General features: G+C 55.5%; 14 protein-coding genes. 10 read left to right on the top strand and 4 right to left on the bottom strand.

Annotated features, from left to right (window positions below; all coding sequences use genetic code 11):
- The first annotated feature begins 77 nt into the window (after positions 1-77).
- The 3 genes from TH5_RS12770 to rpsI all read left to right on the top strand — a co-directional run bounded on the left by TH5_RS12770 (position 78) and on the right by rpsI (position 1649).
- Positions 78-536, top strand: a complete 459-nt coding sequence (locus TH5_RS12770; protein WP_114122185.1) for a PaaI family thioesterase — start codon at positions 78-80, stop codon at positions 534-536.
- Positions 537-696: 160 nt separating this feature from the next.
- Positions 697-1164 (top strand): 50S ribosomal protein L13, encoded by a 468-nt coding sequence (gene rplM / locus TH5_RS12765; RefSeq protein ID WP_007091636.1) that lies wholly within the window; start codon positions 697-699, stop codon positions 1162-1164.
- Positions 1164-1649, top strand: coding sequence for a 30S ribosomal protein S9 (gene rpsI, locus TH5_RS12760; protein ID WP_007091635.1), 486 nt, complete (start codon positions 1164-1166; stop codon positions 1647-1649). The genes rplM and rpsI overlap by 1 nt, the downstream gene beginning before the upstream one ends.
- Positions 1650-1828: 179 nt before the next feature.
- Here the strand turns inward: rpsI and TH5_RS12755 are convergent, their stop codons facing one another.
- Entirely contained in the window at positions 1829-2992 is a 1164-nt protein-coding gene (locus TH5_RS12755; protein WP_114122184.1) for an alpha-hydroxy acid oxidase, read from the bottom strand.
- Positions 2993-3379: 387 nt separating this feature from the next.
- Between TH5_RS12755 and TH5_RS12745 the strand changes: the two genes are divergently transcribed.
- The 3 genes from TH5_RS12745 to argC all read left to right on the top strand — a co-directional run bounded on the left by TH5_RS12745 (position 3380) and on the right by argC (position 6860).
- Entirely contained in the window at positions 3380-4273 is an 894-nt protein-coding gene (locus tag TH5_RS12745; protein WP_114122182.1) for a GNAT family N-acetyltransferase, read from the top strand.
- Positions 4274-4300: 27 nt separating this feature from the next.
- Positions 4301-5629 (top strand): hypothetical protein, encoded by a 1329-nt coding sequence (locus tag TH5_RS12740; protein ID WP_114122261.1) that lies wholly within the window; start codon positions 4301-4303, stop codon positions 5627-5629.
- Positions 5630-5813: 184 nt separating this feature from the next.
- Entirely contained in the window at positions 5814-6860 is a 1047-nt protein-coding gene (gene argC, locus TH5_RS12735) for an N-acetyl-gamma-glutamyl-phosphate reductase (RefSeq protein WP_114122181.1), read from the top strand.
- Positions 6861-6912: 52 nt separating this feature from the next.
- Here argC and TH5_RS12730 read toward each other — a convergent pair whose 3' ends face one another.
- Complete coding sequence (locus TH5_RS12730) at positions 6913-8322, bottom strand: aminotransferase-like domain-containing protein (RefSeq protein ID WP_244204908.1); 1410 nt, start codon at positions 8320-8322, stop codon at positions 6913-6915.
- Between the two features lie 109 nt (positions 8323-8431).
- Between TH5_RS12730 and TH5_RS12725 the strand changes: the two genes are divergently transcribed.
- Positions 8432-9307, top strand: a complete 876-nt coding sequence (locus tag TH5_RS12725; protein ID WP_114122260.1) for a DMT family transporter — start codon at positions 8432-8434, stop codon at positions 9305-9307.
- 15 nt (positions 9308-9322) lie between these two features.
- On the opposite strand, the gene TH5_RS12720 is transcribed toward TH5_RS12725, so the two are convergent.
- Complete coding sequence (locus TH5_RS12720; protein WP_114122180.1) at positions 9323-10177, bottom strand: substrate-binding periplasmic protein; 855 nt, start codon at positions 10175-10177, stop codon at positions 9323-9325.
- A gap of 143 nt (positions 10178-10320) precedes the next feature.
- On the opposite strand from TH5_RS12720, the gene TH5_RS12715 reads away from it, so the two are divergent.
- From TH5_RS12715 to TH5_RS12705, 3 genes are all read left to right on the top strand, one after another.
- Positions 10321-10854: a gamma carbonic anhydrase family protein gene (locus TH5_RS12715; protein WP_114122258.1), complete on the top strand. Its 534-nt coding sequence runs from the start codon at positions 10321-10323 to the stop codon at positions 10852-10854.
- A gap of 133 nt (positions 10855-10987) precedes the next feature.
- Positions 10988-11887 (top strand): DMT family transporter, encoded by a 900-nt coding sequence (locus TH5_RS12710; protein WP_114122179.1) that lies wholly within the window; start codon positions 10988-10990, stop codon positions 11885-11887.
- A 114-nt stretch (positions 11888-12001) separates the two neighbouring features.
- The gene (locus tag TH5_RS12705; protein ID WP_244204907.1) at positions 12002-13306 is read left to right on the top strand and encodes a cytochrome-c peroxidase; all 1305 of its coding nucleotides are present in this window, start codon (positions 12002-12004) and stop codon (positions 13304-13306) included.
- Between the two features lie 2 nt (positions 13307-13308).
- Here TH5_RS12705 and TH5_RS12700 read toward each other — a convergent pair whose 3' ends face one another.
- Complete coding sequence (locus TH5_RS12700; RefSeq protein ID WP_114122178.1) at positions 13309-14184, bottom strand: NAD(P)-dependent oxidoreductase; 876 nt, start codon at positions 14182-14184, stop codon at positions 13309-13311.
- Positions 14185-14205: the final 21 nt, after the last annotated feature.

Genomic DNA, 14205 nt, shown 5'->3' with positions numbered 1-14205 from the left:
CGTAAACGTTATGTCAGGCTGTTGGTCAAAGGGAACAAGGCCATCCGTCCAGGGTTGGCGACAGGGAGGAACCCGATATGACAGCCATGCCACCCCGTACCGGCATCGGATTGGCGGATTTCGACGCCATCATGCGTGAAAAAGTCCCGTTTGTCGGGGATATGAATGTCAGGACGGAAGAGCTTTCGGGGGATCGTGCCCTGTTGCGCCTGCCGTTCAATGAACGGCACATTCGGCCGGGCAATGTGATTTGCGGTCCGGCGATCTTTGCGCTGGCTGATATTGCGCTTTATGCTGTGGCGTGGCTTGTGGTACCCAAGGCCGACTTGGCGGTTACAACCGAGGCGACCGTGCATTTCCTTTCGGGGGCAAAGCCGGGCGATTTGCTGGCCGAGGCGAAAATCCTCAAGGCGGGCAAGCGCCTTCTGATTGCGGAATGCCATATCCGGTCTGCTGTTGATGGCGCGCTTTGCGCGCATGTCATCGGGACTTACGCGATGCCACCCGAAAAGGGAGCAGAGCCAAAGGCGGTATGAGGATGATCAAAATCAGTGTGGTAAAATAATACCTATTGATTTAAGTTGTTGAAATACAACGAAATATTCCTGTTGCTTTCCTGTCTAATGCTGGCATACTGCGCCGACTTTCAACGAGGGGCGATTCCCTCCGTGGAACCCAGTTTTCGAGTATTAAATTATGAAAACCTTCACTGCGACACCGAGTGACATCGAGCGCAAATGGTTTGTAGTCGACGCAGAAGACGTCGTACTCGGCCGTCTTGCAGCCGTTGTTGCCAACCGTCTTCGTGGTAAACACAAAGCAATGTTTACCCCGCACATGGATTGTGGCGATCACATCGTCATCGTCAATGCCGAAAAAGTCAAACTGACCGGCCGTAAACTTCAGAACAAGAAGTTCTACTGGCACACCGGTTATCCGGGCGGCATCAAAGAACGCACCATGGACAAGCTGCTGAATGGCGAGCATCCGGAACGTGTGATCATCAAAGCTGTCGAGCGTATGATGTCCCGTGGTCCGCTGCGCAGCCAGGTTCTTTCCAAGCTGCACGTCTATGCCGGTACCGAGCATCCGCATGATGCACAGAAGCCGGAAGTTCTCGATCTTGCCGCAATGAACGACAAGAATAAGCGGAGTGCTAAGTAATGGCCGACACCAAAACTCTTGAAGATCTCAAGGATCTGGCACAGGGCGGTGAAGCTGCTGCTGCAGAAGGCACCCTGCCGGAACCGAAGATCGACGCACAGGGCCGTTCCTATGCAACCGGTCGTCGTAAGAACGCAATTGCACGCGTCTGGATCAAGCCGGGCTCGGGCAAAGTCACCGTCAATGGCCGCGAATTCGAAGATTACTTCGCACGTCCGGTTCTGCGCATGGTGATCAATCAGCCGTTCGGCGTTGCCAATCGTAAAGATCAGTTCGACGTCGTTTGCACCGTTACCGGTGGTGGTCTATCCGGTCAGGCCGGTGCCGTTCGTCACGGTATTTCGCGCGCGCTGACCCTGTTTGAGCCGGCACTGCGTCCGTCGCTCAAGGCAGGCGGCTTCCTGACCCGTGACTCTCGTGCAGTCGAACGTAAAAAATACGGTCGCGCCAAAGCCCGTCGTAGCTTCCAGTTCTCGAAACGTTAAGTCGTTTTCGGGCAACAGGCTCGCGATTTTATTGGAAAAGCGTCACCTTCTGGTGGCGCTTTTTCTTTTTGCGGGGGTTGCTTTGTCTCCGAGCAAAACCAACAAAAAAACGGCGTCTTCGCGAAGGAAAGACGCCGTTTTTTTGTTTCGCGTTTAAAGACTGAGCAGTCTCTGTCGCGTTATTGCCAGCGATCCGAGAAATCGCGCGGGATCATGAGAATATCGCGATCCACCTTGGTCACGTCAGTATGGCCGCAAAGCGCCATGGAAACTTCAAGTTCCTTGTGAATGATCTCAAGCGCCTTGGTCACACCGGCTTCACCCATTGCGCCCAGACCATAAACATAAGCGCGCCCGATATAGGTGCCCTTGGCACCCAGTGCCAGTGCTTTCAGCACATCCTGGCCGGACCGGATCCCGCTATCCAGATGGACCTCGATCTTGTCACCGACGGCATCCATGATGGCGGGCAATGCACGGATTGACGACAAGGCACCATCAAGCTGGCGTCCGCCATGGTTGGAAACAATGATGGCATCTGCGCCAACGTTAAGGGCTTCCAGGGCATCACGCGGATCAATAATCCCCTTGATGATCAAGGGCCCATCCCACATTTTGCGGAACTCGCGAATACGGTCCCAATCAAGTGATTCATCGAACGCTTCGGCGGTCCAGGTGCTCAGTGATGAGGGGTCGGCAACCCCCTTGGCATGGCCGACGATGTTACCAAAGAAGCGGCGCTTGGTGCCAAGCATACCGAGCCCCCACTGCACCTTTGTCATCATGTTGGCGACAGATTTGACGGTCAGCTTGGGCGGGGCGGACAGGCCGTTCTTCAAATCCTTGTGACGTTGCCCCAGCATCTGAAGATCCACCGTGATGACCGCGGCCGAGCACTTGGCTGCTTTCGCCCGATCAAACAACCGCTTCATGAAATCGTCGTCTTTGAGCGTGTAAACCTGCAACCAGAAGGGCTTGGAGGTGTGTTCGGCAACATCTTCGATCGAACAGATTGACATGGTTGACAATGTGTAAGGGACGCCAAACTTCTCCGCCGCGCGGGCAGCCTTGATTTCGCCGTCTGCACATTGCATGCCGGTAAGTCCAACCGGGGCAAGGGCTACAGGCATGGCTACATCCTGACCGATCATCCGGCTTTTGGTTGAGCGCCCGGCCATGTCGATCGCGACCCGCTGACGCAGATGAATATCCTGAAAGTCGGTGGTGTTTTCACGGAATGTCTGCTCGGTCCAGCTTCCGGATTCTGCGTAATCGTAAAACATGCGCGGTGCGCGACGTTTATAGATGCGTTTCAGGTCTTCGACGCAGGTAATCACTGGCATGAGGTCAACTCCGAATAAAATGCGCTCGGTAATGGTAATACCAGTTTCGGAGGTTATCGCAAACCGAATTGAAAATCAGCTTTTTGCAGGGCCCAAACTGTTTCCGGATTCCGGACTCATGGTAATGTTGTGGTTGGAAAAGAATTTTAAAAAGAAGGATCGAAAATTCGGAAGGTTGTGATAATAAGAATCCATCGAAGAGAGATTTTTTGAATTTAAGGTGACATCCAATGGTCGGAACGATGCGACGAGCTTTCAAGACATAAGTGTTTGAACCTCTGTTGGATTACCTTGCGATATGTGAAGGGCCGCTAATGGAGCGGTCTTTTTTTATGCCAATTCGGAAGGTTGGCAATTACCTGAAGCCCAAAGAAAGGGACCCCCGATATGCAGTACAGAAAGCTGCAAGATGATGATCTTCATGCCCTTGACGCATTTCTCGCGACCCATGCCGAAACCAGCATGGTCCTGCGCAGCAATTTGCGAAAAGTCGGCATGAACCGACGTCATCATCCGCTTTCGGGCTGCTATTACGGCGAAGTTTCCGGCGATGGCACGGTGACGGCGGTTTTGACGATATTTGGCAATGGTAATGTCTTTGTGCAAACCGGCGGTAAACCGGTGCCGCGCGGTTTGATTGACCAGTTTCGTGCAGAGAATACGCAGGCAGTGGCTGGTTTCTATGGTCCGGCGGATCAGGCGAAAAGCGTGATCGAGATGCTTGGGCTTGGCGATGCGGAATTTGCAATCAATGCATGCGATGCCTTTTATCGTCTTGATCTTGCCAACCTGATCCTGCCGCAAAATGTGCGGTCGGACAGTTTCCAGATGGTTGATGCCGAACGGATTGATCGCAATACGCTGCTGCGCTGGCTGCGCGCCTACGAGATTGAGGCACTGGGCGGGGAGGATACGCCAGCCCTTGATAGCCGGGTCGCCAGTCGCCTTGTCCATGCGCTTAATGATCGCAACATGTGGGTGCTTGTGGTGGATGGTGTGCCGGTCAGTCTTTCGGGGTTCAACGCCGAACTGCCCGACATGGTCCAGATCGGCCCGGTCTGGACGCCGCCCGAACAGCGCGGCAATGGCTATGCCCGTATCCTGGTCGCGAAAACGCTTTTGGCGGCACGGGCGCGTGGCGTGACCCATGCGGTGCTGTCAACAGATAGCCCGGCGGCGGCGAAGGCTTATGAGGCCATCGGGTTCGAAGGTGGCGGCGCGTATCGCTTGGCGTTGTTGGCGGGCCCGGTTAAGCTGCCCGAACCGATTTCATGTCAGTGAGGTGCGCCCGTGGCCGGGCCTGAGAGATTGCTGCGCTTTAAATGTTTCCTGCTGCCGGTCCTTTGGCTGGCGGCAGGGTTATTTGCCGGTGCAATGCCCATTGATGCAGTCGCACAGAATTTATCCCAGGTTTTATACCGTTTCGAAGACCGGCCGCTGGTTTTGGGGAAATACGGTGCGGTTGCCGATTTTCAGAGCCGGTTGTTTGTTGCCGCGGCAAGTTGCAAGCGTGGCAGTACGTCTGCCTATGGGGCGACGGATGGTATTGTCGGGGCCAAGACACGCAGTGCGATCATGGATTTGCAGCCCTGTCTTGATCCGAGCGTTAAATCTGCCATCGGGGCCGGAAACCCCGGGGCGATCACGGTCGGGCTCTGGAAGTTGCTGATGCCAGCGGAGCAGCCCTTTCCCGATGCGATCACGCGGGCCAATCATCTGACCTTTGCGCTTGAGGGCACGGATTATGATGCCATCCAGTTCAATTTCTGCCAGTCGCGCAACCCGCGCAGTGGCAAGCGGTATCTGGAGGGTGATCCGTGGTGTTACACCAATGATCCCAATGCCTATCTGACATGGGGACCGCGCGGAGCAACTGCCGGGGCCGGGGCGGAAATCCAGCAGATCATCTTTGCCGCCGAACGCGCCAATCCCGGATTGCTTAACGCGGTTTTTGGGCCGCATACCGATGCGATGCATCGTCTGGCGTTGGGCAATAATCAAAGTGCATTTGATATCCTGTGTGCGATCTGGATCGATCCGAAACGCCGCGCTGATTTTACCACCCGGTTTGCACGATATGGTGCCTTGCCCGAAGTGCAGCGTGCCTATCGCCGGGTTTATGACGCGGCCAATGCCGATGGCGGAAAAATCGCCCGGTTTTTCAAGATTTATGCGGCCCTGAAACCGGTTATTGGCCGTGATCCGACCGAGATTGATCTGGCCTATTTCATCGATATGGCGACCCATGGCATGGCACCGCCCGGAAATGTTTCCGATCTTTCGGCAAGAATGGTCAAATTCGCCAGCCGGACGCGCAATGTGCCAAGCCCGGGTGAATTGCGCCGCCAGCTTGCCGCATGGTTGCCGTCCCAGCACAAATATAATGACCGGATCGCGCGCGATGCGATTTTCCTGATTGATGATCCTGAAATCACGTTATCGGATACCCATCGCCGTATCTGGCAGCAACGATCGGGGTTAAAGGCCAGCGATTTCGGCCTTTCGGATCAACGTTATGTTTCGGGCTATCCTGTCGCGGCCCCGACGGGGTTTGAGAAAATCGAACGGTTTTATACTGTTCTGCCCGAGGATAAGCGCGCCTGTCCGGCCAATGTACGCAAATCCCGACGACCGTGATCGTGGGCGTAATTGCGCGGGGTCAATGTGATATATGTCATCACTGCATGGGTCCTGATCCGGGGATGCAGGGGAAAAGCCGCCTAAAGGCTTGCATCTGTGGGGCTTGTTTGCCAACATCCGCCCGTTAACCGTGTCCGGTGACCATGAAGGTCCGGGCGAGCCTAAAGGAGCAAGATTTGAAATGAGCGACGTTAAGGTCAAAGTCGGAATTCTCGGTGCCAGCGGATATACCGGGGCGGAACTGGTTCGTATTCTTGCGCACCATGCCGCTGCCGAAATCACCCTGCTGACCGCCGACCGACGCGCCGGACGTCCGTTCGGGGAGGTTTTCCCGCATCTTGCCCATCTGAAATTGCCGACCATGATCCGGATCGAGGATGCGGACTGGTCAATGGTGGATGTGATTTTCTGCGCACTGCCGCATGGCACGACACAGGAAGTGATTGCCGGTCTGCCGGGGCATGTCAAAGTTGTCGATCTGTCGGCGGATTTCCGTTTGTTTGATGCCGCGACCTATAAGGAATGGTACGGCGCAGAGCATGCCGCACAGGATTTGCAGAAAGAGGTCGTTTACGGCCTGACCGAACTGCACCGTGAAAAGATCAAGAAGGCGCGCGTTGTTGCCAATCCGGGATGTTATCCAACCCCGGTGCAGCTTTCGCTGGTGCCGCTTCTGGAACAGAAGCTGGTGCATGCTGATGACATCATCATTGATGCGAAATCCGGTGTAACCGGTGCAGGCCGTTCGCCCAAGGAAGGCATTCTGTATGCCGAAGTCACCGAAGGCATTCATGCCTATGGCACCGGTGGACATCGCCATGCGCCCGAGATCGAACAGGGCCTTGCCTGGGCCGCGGGACAGGATGTTGTGGTGAACTTTTCACCGCACCTGATGCCGATGAGCCGCGGTATCCTTGAAAGCATCTATGTCAAAATGACCGAGGGCACCACGGCCGAAGATATTCAGGCCGCCCTTGAAAAACGTTATGCCGACGAGCCGTTTGTACGTGTTCTGCCGTTTGGGACAACCCCGCAAACCCGTCATGTGCGTGGGTCGAATTATGTGCTGATCGGGGTGGTCAAGGATCGCGTGCCGGGCCGTGTGATCATTGTTGCGGTCGAGGATAACCTGGTTAAAGGCGCATCGGGGCAGGCGGTTCAGAACATGAATGTCATGCTGGGCCTGCCGGAAACCATGGGGCTTGAGATCGAGCCACTGTTCCCCTAATCGCGCGACAGCATCCTGTCAAAAGGGGCGTGTCTGGTCTGGATGGGCCGCATCATGCGTTCATGATCGCCCGTTCAAGAACGGTGAAAACACGGTCGTCTTCGCATTGCGCGATGTTAAAGCGCATCAGGTTTCCTGCCGATTGCGAGATGCTGAAAACATTGCCGGGTGCCAGAACCACACCATCGGCCAGCGCATCGCGGGCAAGTGTTGCGGCATCGATGGGGGCGGGCAGGTGACACCATAGGAAAATCCCGGCATCGGGTCTGATCGCCGGTGTGATGCCAAGCGCGCCAAGACGGGTTTCGGTGACGGACATAGCGCGGGTCAGCCGGTCGCGCAGGGCGTCCATATGTTTGCGATAAGTGCCGTCCTTCAGGACCGAGAAAATCAGTTCGGCAGAGAAATTCGGGCTTGAAAAGCCAGTCGCGATCTTGAGGTCCGTCAGGCCTTCGATCCAGTCGGGACTTGCCGCGATATAGCCGCACCGGACCGAGGCCGACAGCGTTTTGGAAAAGCTTCCGATATGGACAACCCGGTCAAGCCCGCCAAGGGCTGCCAGCCGTGGGGCAGGCGTGTTTTCAAAATCGGCGAAAATATCGTCTTCGATGACGATCAGGTCATGTTCTTCGGCAATTTTCAAAACGCGGTGGGCGACCATCGGCGACAGTGACGCGCCGGTCGGGTTGTGCAGCCCGGAATTGGTAATGTAGAGGCGGGGCTTGTGCGTGGCGGCAATCCGGGCAAAGGCATCGATATCAGGTCCGGTGTTAGTAAAGGGCACGCCGATAATGTTGGCGCGATGCGCGCGCAGTAATGCCTGAAAATTGAAATAGCACGGATCGTCGATCAGTACCGTATCGCCCGGTTCGATCATAAACCGGCACAGCATATCGATTGCCTGGGTCCCGGACTCGGTCAACAGGATCTGGCCGGGATCGGCATCGATGCCATAGGTGCCCATTCGACGCGACAGTAGTTGGCGCAAGGGAGCCAGGCCGAGCGGTGTGCCATAATCGACCAGTGTGGCGTCATCGGCGCGTGAAAGATTGCGAAGCGCGCGTCTGATGGCTGTTTCAGGCATCCAGTCCGCCGGAAGCCAGCCGCAACCGGGTTTGATCATATCCGGCCGGGCATCTAGCGACTGGCGCGAAACCCAGAACGGATCAATGGCCCGATCCAGTTTGGGGCCGGTTTGGGCAATCGACAGCGGTGCGGTGTGACCCGACACGTAAAAACCCGATCCGCGGCGGGCCTCGATCATGCCTTCGACCACAAGCCGGTCATAAGCTTCGACCACGGTTGAGTTTGACACCTTCATCTGTCGCGCAAGCCCCCGGATCGAGGGCAGGCGATCCCCGGCAAGCAGATTGCGTGCACCAATCCGGTCGCGGATTACGGCCATGACACGGGTGACAAGTGTTCCGTTGTCCGACTGTTTTGGTGATCCGTCAGGCGCCACTGTATTGCTCCTGTAATCAGTACAGTTTGTTAAAATTGTACTTTATTGTGTCTGGTCGATGTACGGCTGGCAAGCGATAGATAAACCTTCGAACATGACGGAGGTTTTGATGGCAATTGCAGTGCAACGGACAAGTAGTGGCTGGATCAGCGGGATGATCGGCATCCTGATTTTCAGCGGGTCGTTACCTGCTACCCGGGTTGCCGTGATGGATTTCGATCCCCTGTTTCTGACCGTTGCGCGTGCAGCAATTGCCGGCCTGCTGGCGACTATATTGCTTTTGGCATCACGAACCGCCCGGCCACAGGCATCGGACTGGATGTCGTTGCTGGTGGTGGCTGTCGGGGTTGTTGTCGGCTTTCCGTTGCTGACCGCCCTTGCGCTTGAACATATCACCTCGGCCAGATCGATTGTGTTTATCGGGTTGCTGCCATTGGCGACGGCCATTTTCGGTGTGCTGCGCGGTGGTGAGCGGCCAAAGGCCGTTTTCTGGCTTTTTTCGGTTCTTGGCAGTGCACTTGTCGCCGGCTTTGCTGCCATGGAAAGCAATGCAGGGTCATTGCGCGGTGATCTTTACATGCTGGGGGCGGTGATCGTTTGCGGGCTCGGTTATGCCGAGGGTGCAAAACTGTCCCGACGTCTTGGAGGATGGCAGGTGATCTGCTGGGCGCTGGTGATTTCGCTGGTGCCGATGCTTGTGCTTTGTGTTGCGACCTGGCCAGATAGCTTTGCCGGAGTTGGCATTCCCGCTTGGTTTGGTCTTGGTTATGTCTCGCTGTTCAGCATGCTGATCGGGTTTTTCTTCTGGTATCGCGGATTGGCCTTGGGCGGGATTGCGGCGGTCGGGCAGTTGCAATTGCTGCAGCCGTTCTTTGGTCTGCTGCTAGCAGGGTTGCTTCTGGCCGAGCCGGTTGGCGGTCTGATGATCGTGGTCACAGTCGGCGTGGTTGCCTGTGTCGCCGGGGCGAAGCGTTTTGCCCGATAGATTTTAAGAAACCAGCTATTCCGTCGGTTGGGGCTTGACGGGATATTTCGCATCGTCACTGGCGGGCCAGTACCGGGCATGCGCCCTGGCAATAAAGCCTTCTTCGCGAAGATCCGTGACGATCTTCGATATCTGGTCTGTCTGGCTCATCAGTGGGGAATTGCGCGATATTGCGATATGAATGTCATTGTGATGATCGGGTCTGAAATCGGCCTTGCGAATGATATCTCCAAGGTTGTTGCGCCGGATTTCAAAATCGACATTGGCGTCGGACCCGACAATGACATCGACACGGTTTGCTTCGAGCATACGCAGCAGTAGCATTTCGCTGCTGGCTTCGAACTTGTTCAGCGATGGATCGCTGTCGAATGGTTCGAAATAGCGGGAATCAACCACGGAGCCGACTGCAAGCGTTTTGAGGTCGCTATATTCTGATATCCGGGTGTTCTTGCCCTGTCGGACATAGAATACCGGGCTGACACGGCTATAGGCGGGCTTGATGTAAAACGCGAATTTTTCGCGTTCGGCTGTGTAGGCAAAGCTTGAAAGAACGTCGATATCACCTTCTTCAAGCATTTTAAGGCACCGCCGCCACGGGCAGGGCTGAAGCACCAGAATCTTGCTCATACGGTGTGACAGTTCGGTCAGGATCGCCATATCGATCCCGTGTGGTCCCGATGCGTCATCAATCACAAACGGTTCCCATACCGAAAAAGCGGCACGCAATTGTCCCTGACGAAGAGGTTCTGACTGCGCGCGGGCATCCCTGGTGATTGCGACACCCCATACAATAATGATCGCAGCCAGCAGAATGAAGCCGACAAGCTGTCTGGGGCGTTTTGGGAGGTCAAATTTCCGATGTGCTGGCATGATCACGATTTGGATGAGAACGGGGTTTCCATATCCACATGTTAGAATTTAAACTGTCAAATCAAGATGCCGCTATTGTCCCGGAAAAGGGGCAGGTGCAGAGCCAGTCAAAACCGATCCCACAATTGAAAGGTCGTCAGACCATGATCCTGACCTATTGCGGAGTGCGCCCCACCATTAATGAAACGGCCTTTATCGCGCCGAATGCGACAATCATCGGCGATGTTGAAATCGGGGCGGAAACCGGGATCTGGTTTGGCTGTGTCATCCGTGGTGACGTCCATGAAATCCGCATCGGATCGCGCACCAATATTCAGGACCTGACCATGGTGCATGTCGCCAAGGGCAAGTTCGGCACCTATATCGGGGACGATGTGACCATCGGCCATTCCGCCGTCATCCATGCCTGCACACTTGAAGACAGAAGTTTCGTCGGCATGAGTGCAACGGTCATGGATGGCTGCGTGATTGAGCAGGGCGCAATGCTGGGGGCGGGTGCGCTTTTGGCACCCGGAAAACGCATTCCGGCGGGCGAACTTTGGGCCGGAGTTCCGGCACGCAAGGTGCGCGACCTGACGCAGGAGGAAATCGAATTTTTCAAAGTTTCCGCGGATCGCTATGCTGATCTTGGGCAGGAATATCGTGTGACAACTCCAGATGACCTGAAATCTGAATAATAACCGCGATTGTCGACCGCAAAGGATCTTCTTGCCTGTGACAGGGCGCTAAGATAGCAAGCAATTCAGATATCCAAAAAATATAACCTGCCGCGCGCCACCACGCCCGGCGACCAGGAAACGGAACCGGGAAATGACGCGTTGGCAGGCGAATGCCGTAATCGTTTTTGTTGCCCTTATTTGGGGTACGACTTTTGTCGTCCAGCAAACCAGCATGGACAATATCGGCCCGCAATATTTTACCGGTGTGCGGTTCCTTCTGGGGACGCTTATTGTCTTGCCGTTTGCCCTTCGTGAAGTGCGCAGAATGAAGCGCGAAGGACGCACGCTTTCGAGGGCTAACAAGCTTGGCCTGATCTTTACCGGCGTTTCGATGTATCTGGCCAGCATCCTTCAGCAGATCGGCATCATGGATACCACCGTCACCAATGCGGCCTTTCTGACGGCGTTTTATGTGCCGCTGGTGCCGGTTCTGGCTTTTATGGTCTTTCGGACAAAGCCCCACTGGTCAGTTTGGCCCGGTGGCATGATGTGCGTTTTCGGCACGTATCTTTTGAGTGGCGGTAACCTGTCGGCACTTGGGGCCGGTGATTTCTGGGTGATGGGTAGTGCGCTTTTCTGGGCCGTTCAGGTGGTGATGATCGGTGTAATGGTGACGCGCACCAACGCCCCGGCACTGGTCGCGACGATGCAATTCTTCATTACCGGTATTTTCGGTATGGCGATGGGCGGCATGCTTGAGACCTTCAGCTTTGCCGATATTCATAATGCCGGGTTTGAAATCCTGTATGCCGGAATCATGTCGGCCGGGATCGCCTTTACCCTTCAAGCCGTGGCGCAGAATTATACCGAGGCGGCAGATGCCGCGATCATCATGAGTGCGGAGGCGGTCTTTGCCGCGATTGCCGGGGCATTCTTCCTGGGTGAACGATTGGCGCCCGCTGAATATGCCGGTTGCGGGGTGATCCTTGCCGCGATCATCGGGGTACAGTTGTTGCCCATGATGGGGCGCCGTCCCAAGGTTGCGATCTGAGCTGAATTATCCGGCCGGGACCATTGACCTTTATCAAGGCAGGGTGCAATTAGGATATTGTAAGTGATTATTGGTCGCGATCATGCGGCTATAAGTGAATACCGGATATCGAATATGCCTGTCTTGCCGACTGTTTCCAGCATCCCTGTTCGCAGGCTCCTTGGCCTTGGGTGTGTTTTCGCAGCCACGATGGTGATTGCCGTTATCAGCAATGGCGGCATTAACAGCGCACAGGCAGCCGATGGCATTCCGGCACAGACGCAAAAGTCGCCTGATGTATTGCTGAACGAACTTGCAGGCAATATGTCCCCGTTTGCCGATAAGGCAGCGTTGGGGGAGGCGCTTTATTTCGATACCAATCTTTCGAAAAACAGGACGCAGGCCTGTGCAAGTTGTCATGAACCGACAACCGCATTCCGCGATCCGCGTGGCGAGATTGCCAAGGGCGCCTTTTCGCTTGGCGATGATGGCAGCTCGCTTGGCGATCGCAATGCACCAATGGCGGCTTATGCCAAGTTCGCACCCGATTTCCATTTCAAGGAAGACGGAACGCCGGTTGGCGGGCAGTTCTGGGATGGACGTGCCAAGGATCTGGCAGAGCAGGCAGGCGGGCCGCCGCTTAATCCGGTTGAAATGGGGATGCCCGACAAGGCAACCGTTGTCGCACGCCTTCAGGAAGATGAAGATTACGTCGAAAGCTTCAAGGCGCTGTTTGGTGATGGTGTCTGGAATGATACGGATCGTGCTTATGCGGCGATGACGGACGCGATTGCCGCGTTCGAGCGTACTGATCAGTTTTCGCCATTTGATTCAAAATATGACCGGTTCCTGCGCGGGGAATACAAAATGACGCCGCAGGAGGAATTGGGGCGTGTGCTTTTCTTCTCGCAGCAATTCACCAATTGCAATGTGTGCCATCAGCTAAAAACGTCGCCGACGGCAGAGGGCGAGACATTCACCAATTACGAATATCACAATATCGGTGTGCCGCGGAACGTGGCGGTCCGCAACGAGAATAACAAGGACCCCGATTTTACCGACAACGGGCTTCTGGATAATCCGGCGATTGATGATGTTGCGCATAAGGGCAAATACAAAACGCCCGGGCTTCGCAATGTCGCGGTGACCGGGCCGTATATGCATAACGGTGTGTTTGCCGATCTGCGGACCGTGATCAAATTCTACAACAAGTATAACAGCCGAGCGAAATCGGCCCAACTTAACCCGGAAACCAAACAGCCCTGGGGTGATGCCGAGGTCCCCGAAACCATTTCTCTTAAAGAGCTGGAGCAGGGAGATGCGCTTGATACCAAGCGCATTGATGCGCTGGTCGCGTTTCTTAAAACGCTGACCGATGCTCGTTACGAGCCGCTTCTGGCCGAGCAGGAGGAAGCCGCGGCAAAGGCCAAGAAGAAATAGGCCTACCTGCTGCGAACGGTTTCCAGAACAGCACTTTGTGCAAGGTCGCCAAACCCGGCTTCGATTGCGCGATCAAACATCTCGGTCGCAGACCGGCCCACAGGCAGGTCAAGGCCAAGTTCATCGGCAAGCCACATGGCATAACCAGCATCCTTGGCGCGTAATGCGGTTGTAAAATGAATGCTTTCGTTATGGTTGCCGCTGATCATGCCGGGGATTGTCATGACACCCGCCCGGCTGGCAACGGCACCATTGGCAAATGCATCGGCAACCAGATTGCCATCCAGTCCTGCCTTTTGCGCGACCGCAACCAGTTCGGCGGCGGCAGCAATATGGACCGCGCCTAAAAGGTTGTTCATCAGCTTATAGACAGTGCCCGATCCGACAGGGCCGAAATGCACGATACGGTTGGCAACGGCTTCCATGATCGGGCGAGCCTGTTCAAGGGCGACTTTTTCCGCACCGATCAAAAACATTGTTTCGCCTGCAGCGACCTGTGCCGGAACGGCGGTGACCGGTGCATCAATATAAAGACGGCCCGCAGTCATGACCTTGTTAGAGAGTTCCAGGACGAACCCATGCGAAAGGGTGGAGCATTCGATGGCAAGGGCGCCCGGTGTCATTGCGCAAAGCGCACCATTTTCGCCGAGCCAGACGGCTTCGGCAGCGATATCGTCGGCCATGAAGGAAATGACGGCGTCAACATCACTTGCAGCTTCGGCTGGCGTGTTACAGGCAGTCGCACCCTTGGCAACGAGTGGCTTGATCTTTTCCAGGCTGCGGTTCCAGACCTTGACCGGATAACCCTGTTCCAGCAGGCGGGAAATCATTGCTGATGCCATGCGTCCTGCACCAAGGAAGCCGATTTTCTGAGGCATGATATGTATGATCCTTTGGGC

This window comes from Thalassospira xianhensis MCCC 1A02616, assembly GCF_003326475.1.
GTDB classification, from domain to species: domain Bacteria; phylum Pseudomonadota; class Alphaproteobacteria; order Rhodospirillales; family Thalassospiraceae; genus Thalassospira; species Thalassospira xianhensis.
Note: the sequence above shows the minus strand (reverse complement) of the source record. Positions and strands in the feature narration are given on the sequence as shown.